Origin of the sequence: Streptosporangium oxazolinicum (assembly GCF_039537505.1) — a bacterium.
Taxonomy (GTDB): Bacteria; Actinomycetota; Actinomycetes; order Streptosporangiales; family Streptosporangiaceae; genus Streptosporangium; species Streptosporangium oxazolinicum.
The window spans coordinates 303,711-322,566 of sequence record NZ_BAABAQ010000011.1 but is presented as its reverse complement, the minus strand read 5'-3'; the positions used below and the strand labels follow the sequence as shown (position 1 = coordinate 322,566).

26 protein-coding genes are annotated in these 18,856 nt (G+C 71.4%); 19 read left to right on the top strand and 7 right to left on the bottom strand.

Annotated features, from left to right (window positions below; translation table 11 throughout):
- Nucleotides 1-42: 42 nt before the first annotated feature.
- Complete coding sequence (locus tag ABD817_RS27760) at nucleotides 43-1,050, top strand: hypothetical protein (RefSeq protein WP_344921118.1); 1,008 nt, start codon at nucleotides 43-45, stop codon at nucleotides 1,048-1,050.
- On the opposite strand, the gene ABD817_RS27755 is transcribed toward ABD817_RS27760, so the two are convergent.
- Nucleotides 1,034-1,396, bottom strand: a complete 363-nt coding sequence (locus ABD817_RS27755) for an MmcQ/YjbR family DNA-binding protein (protein WP_344921117.1) — start codon at nucleotides 1,394-1,396, stop codon at nucleotides 1,034-1,036. The two genes, ABD817_RS27760 and ABD817_RS27755, sit on opposite strands and share 17 nt — an antisense overlap.
- The gene (locus ABD817_RS27750; RefSeq protein ID WP_344921116.1) at nucleotides 1,393-1,824 is read right to left on the bottom strand and encodes a MarR family winged helix-turn-helix transcriptional regulator; all 432 of its coding nucleotides are present in this window, start codon (nucleotides 1,822-1,824) and stop codon (nucleotides 1,393-1,395) included. The genes ABD817_RS27755 and ABD817_RS27750 overlap by 4 nt, the downstream gene beginning before the upstream one ends.
- 79 nt (nucleotides 1,825-1,903) lie before the next feature.
- Here ABD817_RS27750 and ABD817_RS27745 point away from each other — a divergent pair, with 79 nt between their 5' ends.
- Entirely contained in the window at nucleotides 1,904-2,314 is a 411-nt protein-coding gene (locus tag ABD817_RS27745; RefSeq protein WP_344921115.1) for an organic hydroperoxide resistance protein, read from the top strand.
- Nucleotides 2,315-2,354: 40 nt separating this feature from the next.
- Here the strand turns inward: ABD817_RS27745 and ABD817_RS27740 are convergent, their stop codons facing one another.
- A complete protein-coding gene (locus ABD817_RS27740; protein ID WP_344921114.1) occupies nucleotides 2,355-2,717 on the bottom strand; it encodes a DUF2203 domain-containing protein in 363 nt (120 codons plus the stop codon).
- A gap of 98 nt (nucleotides 2,718-2,815) precedes the next feature.
- On the opposite strand from ABD817_RS27740, the gene ABD817_RS27735 reads away from it, so the two are divergent.
- Entirely contained in the window at nucleotides 2,816-3,043 is a 228-nt protein-coding gene (locus tag ABD817_RS27735; RefSeq protein ID WP_344921113.1) for a helix-turn-helix domain-containing protein, read from the top strand.
- 2 nt (nucleotides 3,044-3,045) lie between these two features.
- The gene (locus tag ABD817_RS27730) at nucleotides 3,046-3,597 is read left to right on the top strand and encodes a hypothetical protein (protein WP_344921112.1); all 552 of its coding nucleotides are present in this window, start codon (nucleotides 3,046-3,048) and stop codon (nucleotides 3,595-3,597) included.
- 27 nt (nucleotides 3,598-3,624) lie between these two features.
- On the opposite strand, the gene ABD817_RS27725 is transcribed toward ABD817_RS27730, so the two are convergent.
- A complete protein-coding gene (locus tag ABD817_RS27725) occupies nucleotides 3,625-4,467 on the bottom strand; it encodes an amidohydrolase family protein (RefSeq protein ID WP_344921111.1) in 843 nt (280 codons plus the stop codon).
- A 355-nt stretch (nucleotides 4,468-4,822) separates the two neighbouring features.
- Nucleotides 4,823-6,178, bottom strand: a complete 1,356-nt coding sequence (locus ABD817_RS27720) for a cation:dicarboxylate symporter family transporter (protein ID WP_344921110.1) — start codon at nucleotides 6,176-6,178, stop codon at nucleotides 4,823-4,825.
- Nucleotides 6,179-6,265: 87 nt separating this feature from the next.
- Between ABD817_RS27720 and ABD817_RS27715 the strand changes: the two genes are divergently transcribed.
- From ABD817_RS27715 to ABD817_RS27705, 3 genes are all read left to right on the top strand, one after another.
- A complete protein-coding gene (locus tag ABD817_RS27715; protein ID WP_344921109.1) occupies nucleotides 6,266-8,068 on the top strand; it encodes a sensor histidine kinase in 1,803 nt (600 codons plus the stop codon).
- A complete protein-coding gene (locus ABD817_RS27710) occupies nucleotides 8,065-8,736 on the top strand; it encodes a response regulator (protein ID WP_344921107.1) in 672 nt (223 codons plus the stop codon). The genes ABD817_RS27715 and ABD817_RS27710 overlap by 4 nt, the downstream gene beginning before the upstream one ends.
- A gap of 81 nt (nucleotides 8,737-8,817) precedes the next feature.
- Nucleotides 8,818-9,159: an STAS domain-containing protein gene (locus ABD817_RS27705; protein ID WP_344921106.1), complete on the top strand. Its 342-nt coding sequence runs from the start codon at nucleotides 8,818-8,820 to the stop codon at nucleotides 9,157-9,159.
- Here the strand turns inward: ABD817_RS27705 and ABD817_RS27700 are convergent, their stop codons facing one another.
- Together ABD817_RS27700 and ABD817_RS27695 are read right to left on the bottom strand one after the other, a co-directional pair.
- Entirely contained in the window at nucleotides 9,160-9,387 is a 228-nt protein-coding gene (locus ABD817_RS27700) for an HGxxPAAW family protein (RefSeq protein ID WP_329079483.1), read from the bottom strand.
- 37 nt (nucleotides 9,388-9,424) lie between these two features.
- On the bottom strand, nucleotides 9,425-9,862 hold the full coding sequence (locus tag ABD817_RS27695; protein WP_425583416.1) for a MarR family winged helix-turn-helix transcriptional regulator: 438 nt from the start codon (nucleotides 9,860-9,862) through the stop codon (nucleotides 9,425-9,427).
- Nucleotides 9,863-9,952: 90 nt separating this feature from the next.
- Here ABD817_RS27695 and ABD817_RS27690 point away from each other — a divergent pair, with 90 nt between their 5' ends.
- The 12 genes from ABD817_RS27690 (at nucleotide 9,953) to ptsP (ending at nucleotide 18,800) form a co-directional block, all read left to right on the top strand.
- Complete coding sequence (locus ABD817_RS27690; protein WP_344921104.1) at nucleotides 9,953-10,135, top strand: hypothetical protein; 183 nt, start codon at nucleotides 9,953-9,955, stop codon at nucleotides 10,133-10,135.
- A gap of 141 nt (nucleotides 10,136-10,276) precedes the next feature.
- Nucleotides 10,277-10,480 carry a DUF5302 domain-containing protein gene (locus ABD817_RS27685; protein ID WP_344921103.1) on the top strand — a complete coding sequence of 68 codons (204 nt, stop codon included), beginning with the start codon at nucleotides 10,277-10,279 and terminating at the stop codon, nucleotides 10,478-10,480.
- Between the two features lie 266 nt (nucleotides 10,481-10,746).
- On the top strand, nucleotides 10,747-11,187 hold the full coding sequence (locus ABD817_RS27680; protein WP_344921102.1) for a type II toxin-antitoxin system PemK/MazF family toxin: 441 nt from the start codon (nucleotides 10,747-10,749) through the stop codon (nucleotides 11,185-11,187).
- A 49-nt stretch (nucleotides 11,188-11,236) separates the two neighbouring features.
- Nucleotides 11,237-11,380 carry an RNA 2'-phosphotransferase family protein gene (locus tag ABD817_RS27675; RefSeq protein ID WP_344921100.1) on the top strand — a complete coding sequence of 48 codons (144 nt, stop codon included), beginning with the start codon at nucleotides 11,237-11,239 and terminating at the stop codon, nucleotides 11,378-11,380.
- Between the two features lie 470 nt (nucleotides 11,381-11,850).
- Nucleotides 11,851-12,612, top strand: a complete 762-nt coding sequence (locus ABD817_RS27670) for a DeoR/GlpR family DNA-binding transcription regulator (RefSeq protein WP_344921099.1) — start codon at nucleotides 11,851-11,853, stop codon at nucleotides 12,610-12,612.
- A 55-nt stretch (nucleotides 12,613-12,667) separates the two neighbouring features.
- Nucleotides 12,668-13,609, top strand: coding sequence for a 1-phosphofructokinase (pfkB, locus tag ABD817_RS27665; RefSeq protein ID WP_344921098.1), 942 nt, complete (start codon nucleotides 12,668-12,670; stop codon nucleotides 13,607-13,609).
- 66 nt (nucleotides 13,610-13,675) lie between these two features.
- Complete coding sequence (gene mtlA, locus ABD817_RS27660) at nucleotides 13,676-14,803, top strand: mannitol-specific PTS transporter subunit IIC (RefSeq protein WP_344921097.1); 1,128 nt, start codon at nucleotides 13,676-13,678, stop codon at nucleotides 14,801-14,803.
- Nucleotides 14,804-14,806: 3 nt separating this feature from the next.
- Entirely contained in the window at nucleotides 14,807-15,115 is a 309-nt protein-coding gene (locus ABD817_RS27655) for a PTS lactose transporter subunit IIB (protein WP_344921096.1), read from the top strand.
- Nucleotides 15,108-15,566, top strand: a complete 459-nt coding sequence (locus ABD817_RS27650) for a PTS mannitol transporter subunit IIA (protein WP_344921095.1) — start codon at nucleotides 15,108-15,110, stop codon at nucleotides 15,564-15,566. The genes ABD817_RS27655 and ABD817_RS27650 overlap by 8 nt, the downstream gene beginning before the upstream one ends.
- Nucleotides 15,563-16,594 carry a zinc-dependent dehydrogenase gene (locus tag ABD817_RS27645; RefSeq protein WP_344921094.1) on the top strand — a complete coding sequence of 344 codons (1,032 nt, stop codon included), beginning with the start codon at nucleotides 15,563-15,565 and terminating at the stop codon, nucleotides 16,592-16,594. Before ABD817_RS27650 ends, ABD817_RS27645 begins: the two co-directional genes overlap by 4 nt.
- Before the next feature lie 258 nt (nucleotides 16,595-16,852).
- Complete coding sequence (locus ABD817_RS27640; RefSeq protein WP_344921093.1) at nucleotides 16,853-17,137, top strand: HPr family phosphocarrier protein; 285 nt, start codon at nucleotides 16,853-16,855, stop codon at nucleotides 17,135-17,137.
- Nucleotides 17,130-18,800: a phosphoenolpyruvate--protein phosphotransferase gene (gene ptsP / locus ABD817_RS27635; protein WP_344921092.1), complete on the top strand. Its 1,671-nt coding sequence runs from the start codon at nucleotides 17,130-17,132 to the stop codon at nucleotides 18,798-18,800. Before ABD817_RS27640 ends, ptsP begins: the two co-directional genes overlap by 8 nt.
- The last annotated feature ends 56 nt before the right edge of the window (nucleotides 18,801-18,856 follow it).

Genomic DNA, 18,856 nt, shown 5'->3' with positions numbered 1-18,856 from the left:
AGGTTGGCTCGCCGGTACCGGGATCTGATAGGCATTCATCCCGTGACGCGTTTTCTGGTAGCTCTCGCGACAGTCCTCCCGCTTATCGCGGCTCCGGCTCCGGCCTCGGCCACCGCCCCCGGCAAGCCACACGTCCCGGCGGGGGTGACGGCCGGGTACGTGGTCTTCGACCGGCAGGCCGCGAAGGTGACCGAGTACCGCGACGCGCACCGGAGGTTCCGGTCGGCGTCGGTGGTGAAGATCCTCATCGCGATCGACTATCTGGAGTCGCGCAAGAGCGTTCCCAAGGGAGACCTGGCGCTGCTCAAGGTCATGCTGCGGGTCAGCGACGACGGCGCCGCGACGTCCTTCTGGACCCGGGGCGGCCAGGGCAGGATCATCCAGCGGATGGCGCGCAAGCTGCGGCTCACCGACACCGCTCCCCCACCGGCCGACAAGCCGGGCTTCTGGGGCTACACCTCACTCAGCGCGATGGACGTCGTCAAGACCTACCGCTACCTGCTCGACCAGGCCGACCCCACGGTCAGCGGCCTGATCCTGGGCCACCTGCGCAGGTCGGGCCAGTGCGGCTCCGACGGCTTCGACCAGTACTTCGGCATCCCCCGCGCGGTGCGCGGGCCGTGGGCGGTCAAGCAGGGCTGGTCGGGGTACGGCTCCACGCCCCCGGTCCGCTGCCGCCCCGCGACCTCCCCCTCGTCCACCACCCGGCCCGCGACCTCGACGACCTCGACGACCTCGGCCTCCTCCGCGTCCTCCACCGCGACCGCGTCCGCGACCGCCGCCGGGCCCGCGTCCGGGGGCGACGTCCCGCTCACCGCGCGTCCCGCGTCCGCCACCGGCTCCACGCTCGCCGCACAGGCCGCACCCGCCCACGCCGGGCCGGTGCCCGACCTGGGGCGCCCGGTCCTGCACACCACCGGGCTCGTCGGCCCCAAGGAGCGCTGGATCATGGTCCTGCTCACCGCCCACCCCGCGGGGACCACCTGGCAGCGCTCCACCGCCCAGACGACGAAGCTGGCCCGGGAGGTCCATCTCAGCGGAACCTCCTGATCACCCGCTCTCCGAGATGGGCGGCCGCGAGCCTCTTGGGCGCGGCCATCCGCCACGCCTCCTCGACGAGCTCGCGCATCTCGGCCTCGTCGATCGCCGCGAGCCACACCCGGACCCAGTGGTAGCGCTCGTCGGAGGGCCGGGGCATGTGGAACTTCTCCGGCTCGGCCGCGACCAGCGCGGCCCGCTCCTCCCTGGGGAAGCCGAAGCCCATCGAGGTCTCGTCCGGCGAGATCGCGGCGTAGACGATCCGTCCCACCCGGAACGTCACCCGGTCCCTGACGAGCCTCTCCTCGGTCCTGGGCAGCGCCATCGCGACGCGGCGTACGTCGTCGGCCGTGGTCATCGCGCCGACTCGTCGAGGGAGGCGATGACGCGGCGCAGGGTGTGTTGCAGGTCGTGGACCTCGGCGGGGGCGAGACCGGCCGCCTCGAAGATCTGGGCGGGGACGTCGCAGGCCCGATCCCCCAGCTGGACGCCCTTGGAGGTGAGCCGTACCAGCACGGACCGCTCGTCGTCGGCGCTACGCTCGCGGCGGACCAGGCTCGCCGCCTCCAGCCGCTTCAGCAGCGGGGACAGGGTGCCCGAGTCGAGCCGCAGCCTGACGCCGAGCTCCTTGACCGTGACCGGCTCGCGCTCCCAGAGCACCATCATGACCAGGTACTGCGGGTAGGTCAGGCCGAGCTCGCTCAGCACCCTGCGGTAGACGGCGTCCAGCGCGCGGGACGCCGCGTGCACGTCGAAGCAGACCAGATTGTCGACGGAGATCTTCACGTCATCGATTGTACCGACCTTGACTGTCATCAACTAAATTGTACACAATTGAGTTGTCCAAAATCGAGAGAGGATCCCGATGAGCACGCTCTACACCGCCATCGCCACCGCCAGCGGCCGGGAAGGACGGGCGGTCTCGTCCGACAAGCGCCTCGACGTGGCCCTCACGCCGCCGAAGGAGATGGGCGGCTCCGGCGAGGGCACCAATCCCGAGCAGCTGTTCGCGGCCGGATACGCCGCCTGCTTCGCCAGCGCGCTCCAGCTGGTCGGCCGGAAGCGGAAGGCCGACGTCTCCGAGGCGTCGGTGACCGCCGAGGTGAGCCTCGTCCCGGAGGGCAAGGGCTTCGCGCTCACCGTGACGCTGCGCGTCGAGCTGCCCGACGAGCTGCACGGGGAGGCCGGAACCGCCCTCGTGGAGGCCGCCCACCAGGTCTGCCCCTACTCCAACGCCACCCGGGGCAACATCCCGGTCAACCTGGTGATCGAGTAGCCGGGCTCCCGGCAACCCCGGGGAACCCCGGGGAACGCGGTCAGGGAAGGGGCCTGCGACCGGCGAAGCCGAGCTCGTCTCGGTGGTACCACACCAGCTCGCGGTCCCCTTCGAGCCAGCACAACCGCACCCGCACCCCGTCGAGCACCGAGGGGAAGTCGACCAGCAGGGGCGCGACGCCCTTGACCTCGATGCCCCGCTCCTCGAACCAGCCGAGGATCTCCTCCAGCCTGGCCTCGTAGGCCTTCGCCTCGGCCAGCCCACCGGCCTCGGAGGTCCCGGTGCTGCGGAGCTCGTACGCGAGCTCGGCCAGCTCACCCCGCATCGCCACGAACGCGGCGGCCCGCTCCAGCAGCACGGGCATGAGCGCCCGCGCCTCCTCGACGGTGAAGGTCTTGTCCACCCCCGCACGCTAGCGTGTCTCCGCCCGGAACGCGGCGAGGCACCGGAATGTTGTCAGCAAGTGCTGACAAAATGCGTCTGTCAGCCTATGCTGACGGCATGGGATCGCTGAACAAGCTCGCCGAGGCCGTCGACGGCGAGGATCCGGTGGTGGCGCTGGCGGCCGTGGCGGCGCTGCGCAGGCTCCTGGAGGAGCTCGAGGCCGCGCACGTCATCGAGGCCAGGAACCGGGGCTCGTCCTGGGAGGTCATCGCCGCGGCGCTCGGCGTCAGGCGGCAGACGGCACACCGCAAGCACGCACACCGGATCACCGAGGGCGGGAGCTGACGATGTTCACGAGATTCACCCCCGAAGCCCGGCGGACCACGGTCCGCGCCGGACTGCTGGCGCTCGACCACGGCCGCGCCACACTCGACGAGGACATGTTCCTGCTCGCCCTGGCCGAGTCGTGGCCGGTGGCGGATTTCGCGGTCACCCCGGAGGCGGTCGGCACGGAGATCGGGAACCGCGAGGCCGCGACGGGCCGGGCGGGCGACCGCGAGCTGCTCGCCTCCATCGGCGTCGACCTGGACGAGGTCAGACGACGCCTGCCGACCCGGCGGGAAGACCCCCTGGCGTGGCGGCTGACGCGCTCCCGGCTTCGGCCGCTGAACGTGACGCTCAGCGGCCCGGCCGGTGACCTGCTCCTCACCGCCAGGGCGCGGAAGGTCGTCGAGGTCGCCCTGCACACCTCCGGCACCGGCTCGAAGGTGACCGGCGAGGGGTTGCTGAAGGGCCTGCTGGCCGACGGCTCGAACGCCTCGGTCGCCATCCTGCGCGGCCTCGGCGTCGACATCCGCGGCCTCGCGGCGGGCATCGGCTTCCTGCGCGAATCGGCCTGAGGACGCGGGTCGGCCCTGGTCAGCCGGTCAGGTCTCGATGCCGTAGAAGCGCGCGGCGGTGCCGCCGAGGACGGCGTCCCTTCCGGCGGCGTCGAGACCCGACAGCAGCACCCCGGTCTCCTCCCAGACCTTGGCGTAGTCGCCCGCGAGGACGGCCACGGGCCAGTCGCTGCCGAACATCAGCCGCTCGGGGCCGAACACCTCAAGCGCGTGGTCGACGTAGGGGCGCAGGTCCTCGGCGGTCCAGGTCTCGGGGTCGGCGGCGGTGTTGAGGCCGGACACCTTGCCGTACACGTTGGGGTGCTCGGCGGCGCGGGCGATCAGCGACGCCCACGGCTCCCACCCCTTCTCCCTGATCGGCGGCTTGGCCAGGTGGTCGATGACCAGCCGCAGCCCGGGGACGCGCTCGGCGAGGAACGGCACGTGCTCCAGGTGCCTGGGCAGCACCGCGACCACGTCGAACGGCAGCCCCGCCGCGGCGAGCAGGCCCAGGCTCTCGACCACCGTGCCCTGGACGACCCAGTCGGGGTCGGGATCGTCGTGGATGAGGTGCCTGATCCCGGCGAACCTCGGATGCCTGCGGTAGCGCTCCAGCGCCTCGGCCGCCTCGTCGGGCCGGTTCAGCGGCACCCATCCCACCACCGCGGCGATGACGTCGTGGGCGTCCGCCTGCGCGAGCATCGCGTCGGTGTCGGCGTAGGTGTCGGCGGCCTGGACCAGCACGGTCCGCTCCACCCCGGCGGCGGCGAGCTGCGGGAGGAGCTCCTCGGGAGTGAAGGTGCGGTAGAGCGGCCCCGCCTCCGGCGTCAGCCAGGAGTAGGAGCCCGTCTCCAGGTTCCAGAAGTGCTGGTGGGCATCGATGACGGCCATCCACCGCTCCCCTTCGATTCCTCGATCAATCGTCTGAGCCTGCACAAACTAGGGCGCCGCACCAGAGGTGTCAACGCCGTCGGCCTGCGGGAAGCCGGTGACCGTACGGCCCGCGGGCCCGCCCCCACCCGCGCGGACCCGGAGGGCGCTCCCTCACGCGGACAAGGCCGATGGCGAGCGCTCTCATACAGGCCCGGCGGGACACTCCCGCGGACCCGCCCTCACGCCTACGGGCCGGTGACGGGCGTTCTCATGAGACCGCCCCCACGCCTACGGGCCGGTGGTGGACGCCCCCCGAGAAGAGCGTTCACCACCGGCCCGTACGCCCGTTGGAGGGCAGCCGTCGCTACCCCGGCTACACCGGGGACATGGCCGGGTCGTCCGACCGCGTGGCGGGCGGCGGGGTGTCGTCGCCGTCCTTGTCCTCGTCGAGGAGGGTCGTCTCGTCGAACGGCGCCTTACCCGTCAGCACCTCGGTCGCGCGTTCCCTGTCGAACTCGCCCGTCCAGGTACCGATCAGGACGGTGGCGATCGCGTTGCCCGCGAAGTTGGTCAGCGCGCGCGCCTCGGACATGAAGCGGTCGATGCCGACGATGAGGCCGACGCCGTCGACCAGGTCGGGGCGGTGGGACTGCAGGCCGCCCGCGAGGGTGGCCAGGCCCGCTCCGGTGACCCCGGCGGCGCCCTTCGACGCGATCATCATGAAGACCAGCAGGGAGATCTGTTCGCCGAAGGCGAGCGGGGCGCCGGTGGCGCTCGCGACGAACAGCGTGGCCATGGTGAGGTAGATGGCCGTGCCGTCCAGGTTGAAGGAGTACCCGGTCGGCACGGTGATGCCGACGACGGGCTTGCTCACGCCGAGGTGCTCCATCTTGGCGATCAGGCGGGGCAGGGCCGACTCCGACGACGAGGTCGACAGGATCAGCAGGAACTCCCTGCCCAGGTAGCGGAACAGCGAGAACAGGCCGACCCGCGCCACCAGCCAGAGCATCGGGCCGAGGATGACGAACACGAAGAGCACGCAGGTCAGGTAGAAGGCGAGCATGATGACGCCGAGGCTCCTGAGCGCGTCCATGCCGGTGGCGCCGACGACCGCGGCTATCGCGCCGAAGGCGCCGACCGGGGCGGCCCACATGATCATGGCGAGGATCCGGAAGACGAGCCGCTGGATGTGCGTGATGCCGTTCAGGATGGGCTTGGCGCGCTCGCCCATCGCCTGGAGGGCGAACCCGGTGAGCAGCGCGACCAGGAGGGTCTGCAGTACCTGGCCCTCGGTGAACGCCGACACCAGCGTGGTGGGGATGATCCCGAGCAGGAACGTCACCGTGTCGGTCTCACCTCCCTTGGCCGCCTCGGCCTCGGCGGCCTTGCGGAGCTCGTCGGTGAGCTGCAGGCCCTGTCCGGGGTCGACCAGGTTGCCCACCAGCAGGCCGATGCCCAGCGCGACGGTCGACATGGCGATGAAGTAGCCGAGCGCGAGGCCGCCGACCCGGCCGACCTTGGCGGCCTTGGTGACCGATCCGACGCCGAGCACGATGGTGCAGAAGATGATGGGGCTGATCATCATCTTGATCAGGGCGACGAAGGCGGTGCCGAGCGGCTTCAGCGCTATACCGACGTCGGGGGCCGCGAACCCGATCGCGATACCGAGGACCACGGCAGCGATGACGGCTATGTACAGGTAATGTGTTTTGTCTCGGGCCGCGCTCATGCGTGCTCCACGCGCTAGAAGAAGAATCCGGTCGAGCGACTATGGCCCGGCCCTGTGATCTAAGTCACCATTGCGTACATTTCGTTCGTGAACTTGCGGAAACTTCCCAGACGTATCCGCGACTGGAGTCTCGCCAGGCAGATGCTGGCACTCCAGATCGTCGTCGTCGGCGTCACCGTGACCGGTGGCGCCCTGCTGGCGTTCCTGCAGATGCGTGACCTGCTCATCGAGGAGGCCGTCGGCACCGCCAGGGCGGTGACCGTCAGCGTGGCCGACTCCCCCTCCGTCCTCGCCTCGCTGGGCGACTCCGCGGTCCTGCAGCCGTACGCGGAACGGGTGCGGCGGGAGACCGGGGTCGACTTCGTCACGATCATGAGCCTCGACGGCGTGCGCTACACGCATCCCAACCCCGCTCAGATCGGCCGCCGGTTCCTCGGCAACACCGCGCCCGCCCTGTCGGGGCAGATCTTCACCGAGACCTACACCGGCACGCTCGGCCCCTCGGTCCGCGCCGTCGCCCCGGTCCGCGATGTCCGCGGCGAGGTGAAGGCCCTGGTCAGCGCGGGCATCACCATCAGCAAGATCAGCGTCAGGCTCCGCGGCCAGATCACCGGCGCCATGCTGATCGGCCTGCTCGGCCTGTCCGTCGGCGGGGTGGGCACCTACCTGGTCGGGACCCGGCTGCGCCGCCAGACGCACGGGATGGGCCCCGCCGAGCTGAGCCGGATGTACGAGTACCACGACGCGATCCTGCACGCCGTACGCGAGGGGCTGCTGCTCGTCGACGACGCGGGTACGGTGACGCTCTGCAACGACGGCGCCAGGGAGCTCCTGGGCCTGTCGGGCGAGGTGAACGGCAGGCACGTGAGCCGCCTGGGCCTCCCCTCCTCGCTGAGCGAACGGCTCTCGGCGGGCGAGAACCGTACCGACGAGATCCACATGACCGGGGAGCGGACGCTGGTGGTGAACGTGGCGGTGGTCCGTTCCGGCAGCCGCTCGCTCGGCATCGTGGTCACCCTTCGCGACCACACGGAGTTGCAGTCCCTGACCGGGCAGCTCAACGCGGAGCGCGGCTTCGCCGACTCCCTGCGGGCCGCCGCGCACGAGTCGGCCAACCGGCTGCACACGGTCATCACCCTCGTCGAGCTGGGCCGCGCCGAGCAGGCGGTGGCGTTCGCGACCGAGGAGATCAAGGCCGCGCAGCAGCTCACCGACCGGGTGGTGGGCGCCGTCCGCGAACCCGTGCTCGCCGCGCTGCTGCTGGGCAAGAGCGCCGAGGCCGGGGAGCGGGGGGTGGAGCTGGCGATCACCCCGGACAGCGAGCTGGACGACCTCGGCCTGGACACCCGCGACCTGGTGACGATCGTCGGCAACCTGATAGACAACGCGGCGGACGCGGCCATGTCGGGCACCCGGCCCGCGCGGGTGGAGGTGCGGCTGCGCGCCGACGAGACGACCTTCGTGATCAGCGTGGCGGACAGCGGCCAGGGCCTCGACCCGGCGACGGCGGGCGAGGCCTTCCGGCGCGGATGGACCACCAAGGGCGACGGCCGCGGCCTCGGCCTGGCCATGGTCGGCCAGGCGGTCCGCCGCATGGGCGGGACGATCGAGGTCGGCGGGGCGATCGAGCCGGATCAGGTGGCAGAGAGGGGCCGGATCGCGGAACCGGACCCGGCCGAGGTTGATCAGCCGGTCGGAGTGGGCCGGGCCCGGGAAGCGGGCCGGGCCGGGGTGGCGCGGACGCTTGAGCCGGGTCTGCCCGTACCGGGCCCGGCCTCGGGGGCCGCTCGCGCGGACGCGGGCGGGGAAGACACCGAACGGCCGGCCGAGAGCGGGACGGGCGCGGTGTTCACCGTACGGCTGCCACTGCGCGGGAGGGGCACCTCATGATCTCGGTACTGGTCGTCGAGGACGAGGAGATCACCGCCGAGGCGAACCGGGTCTTCGTGGAGCGGGTGCCCGGCTTCAGGGTGGCGGGGGTGGTCAGGTCGGGCGGCGACGCGCTGCGCTTCCTGCGGCGGCACCCCGTCGACCTGATCCTGCTCGACCTCTACCTGCCGGACATGCACGGGCTGGAGGTGTGCCGGGCGCTGCGGGCTGCGGGCGTGATGTCGGACGTCATCGCGGTCACCTCGGCGCGGGACCTGTCGGTGGTCAGGTCGGCGGTCTCCGTCGGCGTGGCCCAGTATCTGCTCAAGCCGTTCACCTTCGCCTCGCTGAACGAGAAGCTCACCCGCTACGCCGAGTTCCGGTCGTCGGTGGAGGGTGTGGGAGAGGCGAGCGGCCAGGGCGAGGTGGACCGCGCGCTGGCGGCACTGCGGGGCCCGGCGCAGAGCCTCCTGCCGAAGGGGATGACGCAGGCCACCCTCGACGCCGTACTGGCTGAGCTGCGCAGGGCACCCGGCGGCCTGTCGGCCCAGACCGCCGGGGCGGCGATCGGCGTCTCCCGGGTGACCGCCCGCCGATACCTGGAGCATCTGACGGAGAGCGGGATCACACACCGGGTGCCCCAGTACGGTGGACTCGGACGGCCCGAGCTGCTCTACCGGATCATTTGAGGTCCCGTCGGGGCGCGGCGGCCTCGGAACTGGTAGTAAAAAGGCAGCCCGCCCTGCCACCCGCGGGCAAAGGAGCGCAGCATGGCCTTTTTCACGGTCTCATCGAGCCTGCTCGGGACGGTGTTCGTCGTCCGGGCGCTCGGAGAGCTCGACTATCAGCACTCCCCCGCCCTTCGCGCGGAGATGGACAAGGCGTGGGCCGACGCGCCCTCCGTGGTCGTGGCCGACGTCACGGGCCTCACCTTCTGCGACTCCACCGGGGTCGCTGAGCTGATCCTGGCGCTCCGGCGGAGCCGCGCCCTGGGCATCCGGCTCGCCCTCGTCGGCGTGCACGGCACCCTGGAGCGGATCCTCACCATCACCGGCCTACGCCCCTCCTTCGAGGTCTTCGGCTCCGTCGATGAGGCGCTGCAGGAGGTCTGATCAGCTGTTGCCCTGGTCCATCGGCACGCGGGGCGCGTCGATGATGACGTCCGAGAAGATGTCGACCGCGAGGGCGATCACGCCGCCGATCGCGACGATCCCGGCCCCCACCCAGAAGAACGTCCAGTTGGGGCCGAGGCACAGGGCGACGCCCCCCACGGTGAACCCCAGCAGGATGACGATCACCGCGAGCCAAGACTTGGGGCTTCCCCCGTGACTTCCAGCCATGAGCCTTTCCTCTCCCTGTCCTCTGATTCTCCGCGAATCAGTGATGCGTGCCGTCCGCCGCGGCGATCACCCGCGTCAGCGACCGGTGAAGCTCCTGGAGCTCCTCCAGGTTCATGCCCAGACGCTTGACGATCGCCGGCGGAACCTTCTCCGCCTCGTCCCGCAGCGCGAGGCCCTCCGGTGTGAGCGAGACGGCCAGGACACGCTGGTCCTGGCTGTCACGCCGCCTCCGGATGTAGCCGACGGCCTCAAGACGCTTCAGCAGCGGGGACAGCGTACCGGGGTCGAGTCTCAGTAGCTTGCTCAGCTCCTTGACCGACAGCGGTGCCCGCTCCCAGAGGGCGAGCATGACCAGATACTGGGGGTGGGTGAGCCCCATCGGCTCCAGCAGGGGCCGGTAGAGGCCGACGACGTTGCGCGCGGCGATCGCCAGGGCGAAGCACACCTGACGGTCCAGGCTCAGGGGGTCGACCATGTCACTCACGTGCACGCCTCCAACCGACATAGTACGATAATTAGTGTACAAACTATTATCGCCCCAATCATCGGCGAGCAAAGGATCCCCATGTTTCACAGCAAGCCGATCGAGGAGCGGATCGCCGAGCGCCAGGCCAGGCGTGCCATCCTCAAGGAGGGCCGGCACTTCGAGCACGGCCCGGCGAAGTTCGTCTTCGTCTTCGTGATCGTCTTCGTGGTCGTCGGCCACCTGGCCGGCCTGCTGCTGATGATGGCCCTGGGCATGCACTGACACGTGCGCCGGCGAGGCTCGTCCCCTTCCCCCTTTCTCTGACAGCCGAAACCGGGGGCCTGCACGCCGGAAGGTTCCGGATGAGAGGATGATGATCCTGTTGGTCGGGGTTGGACCGCCCGATAGATCAGGAGGTCTGTAATGTCTGACGCCACGCCGGAGCCCGAAGGCTCCGAAAGTTCCGACGACGAGCTGAAGCGCAAGTTCCGCGAGGCGCTGGAGCGTAAGAGGCTCGCCCAGGCGGACGCGGGCGCCGGGGGCAAGGGGAAGAACTCCTCGAAGATCCACGGTGCTCACGGCCCGGCTGCGGCCAAGCGCTCCTTCCGCCGTAAGAGCGGCGGCTGAGCCGTCTCCGAACCAGGTTCCGGACAGGGCATCCGCCCACCCGGACCTCGGCCGCCCTGCTGGCACCCGGCCAGCGGGCGGCGCACCTCCTCCACCGCTCCTCAGCGGCCCTCTCCGTGCCCTCTGTGCCGTTCCCGCGTCACACCTTTCCGCCTTTCCGCTTTTCCACGCCGGATCACCCGCGCCTCCCCGGACGGCCCTCCGAAGGGCCGCGCTTCGGCCGTCCCCCTTGGAGGGCCGCCGGGCCCTGCAAATAGGCTGTGCGCGTGCGTGATCTTGGCGAGGACCCCCGACCGGCCCGAGGCGCGGTCAGCGAGGTCTACCGCGTCGACCGAACCGCGACCCTGAGCTACTCCCCCGACCTCGACGGGCTCGCCGACCCCGGCGAGATCGTCTGGGCCTGGGTCCCCTACGAGGAGGATCCGGACCGGGGCAAGGACCGGCCGCTGCTGGTCGTCGGCCGCCACGGGCGCAAGCTGCTCGCGCTGATGCTGTCCAGCCGGGCCGGCGGCGATCCCGGTGACTGGCTGGAGATCGGCCCCGGCCAGTGGGACCGGGAGAACCGGGTCTCCTACCTGCGCCTGGACCGGGTCTTCGCCCTCGGTGAGGGCGACATCCGGCGCGAAGGCTCCGTCCTCGACGGGGCGCGCTTCGCCCGCGTGGCCGCCGTCCTCAAGCGCACCCACGGCTGGGCCGCCGACGGCTGAGCCCGTCCCGCACCGGTCCCGGACGACCGTCCGGGAGTCGCGAGGACGCGTGGGCGCGCGCCGGGGCAGGCCGGTCGTGCTGGTCGTCCGCTCGGGGGAGATGCACCGGGCGGGTCACGAGTTCCGGGTGAGTGCCAACGGTGTCTGGCCGGCCGCCCACGTGCCGCCCGCCCACATCTCGTTCCCCGGCTGAGGGGACCACTCCTCTGCGACAGAGGGAACCCCCGGTGACAGGGAAAACCCTCCGTACCAGGGAACCCTCCCTACCAGGAGAGTCCTCCGCACCAAGGGGACTCCGCACCCGGGGAGCCATCGGCACCAAGATCGGCATCAAGGGAGTCCCGTAGCACTCCCCCGGAACCCCTCCCCCGAGGAAGCGCGAACCGCCCGCCGTCCCCGCCGGAGAGCCTCGGGTTCCCCCTCGCGCCGGGAGAACGCCGGATCGCCGCCTCACCCCGGGCCGAGGGTCACGGGAATTCCAACGCATTCCAAAATCTGGGCCAACCGCGCCCCCGCTCCCGTCCGAACCCTCACCCTCCAGGCAGGTACCTGGGGTTTTTTCATGTTCATGCCGGTTTGATAGGAAGTCAACCCATTGACCTTCCAACACATTCGGGTGTAAATAAAGCTGAAACAACACTGAAACGGTGGTGAATCAACAGCATGTACGCCGAGGAGCGGCAACAGGAGATTCTGCGCCGGGCGCGGACCATCGGCCGGGTGGACGTGGTGACGCTGGCGGAGGAGTTCGCCGTCACCACCGAGACCATCCGCCGCGATCTGACCGCGCTGGAGCGCTCCGGGATGCTGCGGCGCGTGCACGGTGGCGCGATCCCGGTCGAGCGGCTGGGGTTCGAGCCCGAGCTGGCCGCCCGCGACGAGGTGCTGATCGCGGAGAAGGAGCGCATCGCCAAGGCGGCACTCGCCGAGCTCCCCGAGGACGGCGCGATCATCATCGACGCCGGTTCGACGACCGGCAGGCTGGTGCAGGCGCTCCCGGCCGACCGGGAGCTGACCGTGATCGTGAACTCCCCGCCGCTGGCGACGGCGATGGCCACCCGTCTCAACCTGACGGTGATCATGCTGGGCGGGCGGGTGCGCGGGCGGACCCTGGCCACCGTCGACGACTGGGCGCTGCGCCCTCTCGCCGACCTGCACGTGGACGTGGCGTTCATGGCGGCCAACGGGTGCTCGGTGGCCAAGGGGCTGACGACACCCTACCCGGCCGAGGCCGCCATCAAGCGGGCGATGATCGGCGCGGCGCAGCGGTGCGTGCTGCTCGCCGACCACACCAAGTTCGCCAACAACTACCTGGCGCGCTTCGCCTCGATCCAGGAGATCGACGTGGTGATCAGCGACACCGGGCTCGACACCGGGGTCGCGGCCGAGATGGCCGCCGCCGGGCCGGAGGTGGTCCGGGCGTGACCATCCCCCTCTCCCCCACCCCCCACCCGGAACCCGCGATCGAGGTGATCCGGGCGTGATCGTCACCCTCACCCTCAACCCCAGCCTGGACCGTACGATCGAGGTCGGGTCACTGACCCGCGGGGCCGTCATCCGGGCCGCCGCCGCCCACCTCGACCCCGGCGGCAAGGGCGTCAACGTCTCGCGGGCGCTGCTGGCCAACCGGGTCCGCTCGTGCGCGGTCGTCCCCTTCGGCGGCGACGAGGGACGGCAGCTGGTGAGCCTGCTCTCGTCCGAGGGCATCGAGATGATCACGGTTCCGGTCGCCGGGACCACCCGGTCGAACGTCGCGCTGGCCGAGCCCGACGGCACGGTCACCAAGGTCAACGAGCCGGGAACGGCCCTGTCGCCGGCCGAGCTCGACACCATCGCCGAGGCCGTACTCGGCGCGGCCAGCTCCGCGGACTGGGTGGTCGCCTCGGGCAGCCTGCCGCCCGAGGTGCCCGCCGACGTCTACGCCCGCCTGTGCGAGCGGTTCAGCGAGGCGGGCATCAACGTCGCGGTCGACACCAGCGGCCCCGCGCTCGTCGCGGCGCTCTCCGAGGCCCCCGCCCTGGTCAAGCCCAACCGGGAGGAGCTGGGCGAGGCCACCGGGATCGTCATCTCGTCCCTGGGCGACGCCATCAAGGCCGCGGAGAAGCTGCGGGCGCGAGGCGCGGGCACCGTCCTGGCCAGCCTGGGCGCCGACGGCGCGATCCTCCTGCAGGACGACCGGATCTGGCACGGCCAGTGCCCGGTGGCCGAGCCGCGCAGCACCGTCGGAGCCGGTGACGCCATGCTCGCCGGATTCCTCGCGGGCGGGGCGCGCGGCGAGAGCGCGCTGGTCGAGGCGCTGGCCTGGGCGACCGCCGCGGTCGGGCTGCCGGGAAGCCGGATGCCCTCCCCACATCACATCAACCGTGACGACGTGCGCGTCACCGGAGCCGATCCCGCCCTGCCGCTGCGGTCCGGGGGCTGACAGCGGCACAGATCCACCCCCCAGGCCCGGCGGCCCAGCCGGCCACCCCGGAAGGAGCAGAATCACATGAGCGAATACACCCCGACTGTCACAGGAACCGGGGCGAGAGCGAGCATCCAGCGTTTCGGCGGATACCTCGCTGGGATGATCATGCCGAACATCGGCGCGTTCATCGCCTGGGGGCTGATCACCGCTCTGTTCATCCCCACCGGCTGGCTCCCCAACAAGGAGTTCGCCGTCCTGGTCGACCCGATCGTCAAGGTGCTGCTGCCCGTCCTGATCGGCTACACCGGCGGGCGGATGGTCCACGGCCAGCGCGGCGCCGTGGTCGGCGCCGTCGCCACCATGGGCGTCGTCGCCGGCGCCGAGAGCCCGATGTTCCTCGGCGCGATGATCATAGGTCCGCTCACCGCGTACCTCCTGAAGCTGTTCGACGGGCTCGTCGCCGACCGTGTCAAGGCCGGCTTCGAGATGCTGGTCGACAACTTCAGCGCCGGCATCATCGGCGGCGCCATGGCCCTGGTGGGACTCAAGGCCATCGGCCCCGTCGTCGCCGCGATCACCGACGTGGCGAGCGACGCGGTCGCCTGGCTGATCGGTAACAACCTGCTGCCGCTGGCCTCGGTCGTGATCGAGCCCGCCAAGGTGTTGTTCCTCAACAACGCCATCAACCACGGCGTGATGGGCCCGCTGGGCGTGGCGCAGGCGGCCGAGACGGGCAAGTCGATCCTGTTCATGCTGGAGTCGAACCCCGGTCCCGGCCTCGGCCTGCTCCTGGCCTTCATGTTCTTCGGCCCCCGCGCGCTGCGCCCCAGCACCCCCGCCGCGATCATCATCCAGTTCTTCGGCGGCATCCACGAGATCTACTTCCCGTACGTGCTCATGAAGCCCCGGCTGATCCTCGCGGTCATCGCCGGTGGCGCCACGGGCGTCCTGGTCTTCCTCGTGACCGGGGCCGGGCTGGTGGCCACGCCGTCGCCCGGCAGCATCTTCGCCTTCCTCGCGGTGACCCCCAGGGGCGGATGGTTCGGCACCCTCGCCGGCGTCCTCGCCGCGACCGTCGTCTCCTTCGCCGTCGCGTCGGCGCTCCTCGGCTTCGGGCGGGGCAAGGACGAGACCGAGGAGACCCCCGAGGAGGCTCCCGAGGAGACCGCCGAGAAATCGCCGACCGCACCCACCGTGAAGGAGGCCTGACCGATGCCCAGCATCGAGAGCAAGGACATCCACAAGATCGTCGTCGCCTGCGACGCGGGCATGGGCAGCAGCGTCATGCTCGCCAGCCAGCTCCGCAAGCAGTTGAAGGCCCAGAACATCCAGGTGGAGCACACCCCGGTCAACACGATCCCCGCCGACGCCGACGTGGTGCTCTGCCACGCCGGCCTGGCGAACCGGGCCAGGGCCGGAGCTCCGGACAAGGTGCTGATCTCGTTCCAGGTCTTCATCGGAGACCCCTCGGTGACCAAGCTGATCAGCACGATCAAGAGCGGCGGCACCGTCGATGCCTGAGACGGCGCCACTGCCGCTGGACCCGCGCGCCATCCGGCTGGCGGCCTCGGCCACCGACCGCGACGACGCGATCCGGCAGTGCGGGGAGGCCCTGCTCGCCGTCGGCGCGGTGGACAGCGCCTACATCGACACCATGCTCGAACGGGAGCGCTCGGTCTCCACCTACGTCGGTGAGGGGGTCGCCATCCCGCACGGCACCCTGGCCGCCAAGGACGCCGTCCGGCACGACGCCGTCAGCGTCGTGCGCTTTCCCGGCGGCGTCGACTGGGACGGCGACCGGGTGACGGTGTGCGTCGGCATCGCCGCCAAGGGCGACGGCCACGTACGGCTGCTCGCCGAACTCGCCCAGATCCTGATGGATCCCGACCAGGCCAGGGCCCTTCGCGAGGCGACGGAGATCGCCGAAGTGGTCCGGCTGCTGCAACCCAACGAAGAGGACGAAGCACAGTGAAGGTCGCCCGTTTCTACGCCCCTGGCGACATCCGCGTCGAGGAGGCGCCGGAACCCGTCACCGGACCAGGCGAGATCAAGATACGCGTGCGCAACTGCTCGACCTGCGGCACCGACGCGAAGATCCAGAAGCACGGCCACCACCACATCAAGCCGCCCAGGGTGATGGGGCACGAGATCGCCGGTGAGGTGGTCGAGGCCGTCGACGCGGGCGAGTGGGCGCCGGGCGACCGGGTGCAGGTGATCGCCGCGATCCCCTGCGGGACGTGCGGGGAGTGCCGCCGGGGCCGGATGACCGTCTGCCCGAACCAGGAGTCGATGGGCTACCACTACGACGGCGGTTTCGCCGAGTACATGACCATCCCGGCGAAGGTCCTCGCGGTCGACGGCGTCAACCGCGTCCCGGACGGGATCGGCTTCGCCGAGGCGTCGGTGGCCGAGCCGCTGGCCTGTGTGCTCAACGGCCAGGAGCTGGCCCGCGTGGGCGAGGGCGACGACGTGGTGATCATGGGTTCGGGCCCGATCGGCTGCCTGCACGTGCGGCTGGCGCGGGCGCGGGGCGCGGCGCGGGTCTTCCTCGTCGACATCAACGCCGGGCGGCTGGAGATGGCCGCCGGGCTGGTCCACCCGGACGCGGCCGTCCACGGCGAGGACGTCGTCGAGCAGGTGCTCAAGCTGACCGACGGCAGGGGGGCCGACGTCGTCATCACCGCCGCCGCCTCCGGAGCCGCCCAGGAGCAGGCGCTGCAAATGGCGGCCCGCCAGGGACGGATCAGCTTCTTCGGCGGCCTGCCCAAGGACAACCCGATCATCCGGTGCGACTCCAACCTGGTCCACTACCGGGAGCTGACCATCGTCGGCGCCAACGGGTCCAGCCCGGCGCACAACGCCCGCGCCCTGGGGCTGATCGCCGACGGCTCGGTACCTGTCGCCGACCTGATCACGCACCGGTTGCCGCTCGCGGAGGTCCTGGAGGGCATCGACATCGTGAGCAGGGGCGAGGCCATCAAGGTGACCATCGAACCCTGACCGGCCCACCCGCTCCGGCCTCCTCCCGCCGAACCCGGCGGGAGGGCCCGGCGAAGGACCGCACAGAGCCACACAGGACCGCACAGTACGCGCATAGGACCGGCGCAGGGTCCCGCATGGACCCGGCACAGGATCCCCGCATACGGACCCGGCAGGACCGCTGTAGAGCCCGCTGCGGACCCGCACAGGGTCGGCACAGAACCGCACAGGACCGCCAAGCTCGCACCACTCGCAGAACGCGCAGAAGGAGAACCGGAGATGCCGGAGAGGACAGTGGTCGTCGCCTCAAGCACGGGCCTTCACGCCCGGCCCGCGAAGATCTTCGTGCAGGCCGCGGCCAAGCAGGGTATTCCCGTCCGCATCCGCGTCGGGGACGGCAAGCCCGTACCGGCCAACAGCATGCTCGCCGTACTGGCGCTGGGTGCCACGCACGGCACGGAGGTCACGATCGAGGCGGAGGGGCCGGGGGCCGACGAGGCGCTCGACGTCCTCGCCGAGCTGCTCGCCCGCGACCTCGACGCCGAAGAGACCTCCCGTGGCTGAGACGCTCAAGGGCCTGGGCGTGAGCTCGGGCCGGGCCGCCGGACGGGTCTGCCGGATGGCCGGTCCACCGGAGCTGCCCGCACCCTCCCCCGTCACCGACGCCGGCGCCGAGCTCAACCGGGCGATGGAGGCGCTGCGGGCCACGGTCTCCGAGCTGGCGGCGCGGGCGGAGAAGGCCCCCGACGCCGACGCGAAGGCGATCCTGGAGGCGCAGTCCCTCATCGCCGACGACCCCAGCCTGCACGAGTCCGTGGAGACGAGCGTCAGGTCGGGCAAGAGCGCCGCGCACGCCATCGACGAGGCCTGCGCCCATCACCGGCGCGCGCTGCTGGCGGCGGGCGGCTACTTCGCCGAACGCGCCGCGGACCTCGACGACATCCGCAACCGGGCCGTGGCGGCGGCGCTGGGCCTGCCCGTCCCCGGGGTGCCCGACCCCGGGCACCCGTTCGTCCTGGTCGCCGGGGACCTCTCCCCCGCCGACACGGTGAACCTGGACCCCGGATCCGTCCTCGCCCTCGTCACCGAGAAGGGCGGCCCGACCAGCCACACGGCCATCCTGGCCCGCGCCCGCGGCCTGCCCGCCGTGGTCGCCTGCCGGGGGGCCGGTGACATCGGCGAGGGGACGTGGGTGTCGGTCGACGGCCTGCGGGGCGAGGTGGAGGTCGGTATCGGCGAGGAGGCCGCCGCCGAGATCCAGCGCCGGGCCGACGACGACCGCCGCCGGACGCGCACCGTCCGGGGTCCCGGCCGGACCTCCGACGGCCACCCGGTCAAGCTGCTGCTCAACATCGGTTCGGCGGCCGACCTCGCACCGCGGGACCGGGCTCCCTCCGCGGAGGGGGTGGACGCCGAGGGGGTGGGGCTGTTCCGCACCGAGTTCCTCTTCCTGGACCGGCGCGAGGAGCCGGGCTACGAGGAGCAGGTGGCCGCCTACGCCGCGGTCTTCCGCGCCGCGCCCGGCGGGCACGTCGTGGTCCGCACCCTCGACGCGGGCACGGACAAGCCGCTGCCGTTCCTCGGGCTGGCCGAGGAGACCAACCCGGCACTGGGCGTACGGGGGTTGCGGGTCTCCCGGGTCAGGTCCGAGGTGCTCGACACCCAGCTCGACGCCATCGCCGAGGCGGCCCGCGCGACCGGGGCCGAACCGTGGGTGATGGCGCCCATGGTGACGACGGTGGGCGAGGCCGCCGACTTCGCCGGACGGGCCCGTGCCCGGGGGATCGCGCGCGTCGGGGCGATGGTGGAGGTGCCCGCCGCGGCGCTGCGTGCCGGGCGCCTGCTGAAGGAGCTCGACTTCCTGAGCATCGGGACCAACGACCTGAGCCAGTACACCTTCGCCTCCGACCGGCAGCACGGGGAACTCGCCGACCTGCTCGACCCCTGGCAGGCCGCGCTGCTCCAGCTGATCGCCGACTGCGCGGCGGCCGGAAAGGCGGCGGGCAAACCCGTCGGCGTGTGCGGCGAGGCGGCGGCCGACCCGCTCCTGGCGACCGTCCTGGTCGGGCTGGGCGTCACCAGCCTGTCGATGTCCGCGCCCGGGATCCCCGCGGTACGGGAGAGCCTCGCCGCCCACTCCCTGGAGCGGTGCCGTGACAACGCCCGGCTCGCCCTGGCCGCCGACGATCCGGCGGAGGCCAGGAAGGCGATCGTCCCGGGCCGGTGACCCCCTCCGGCCCCACTCACGGCCGGGCCAGAACCTCCCTCTCTGGCCCGGCCCCC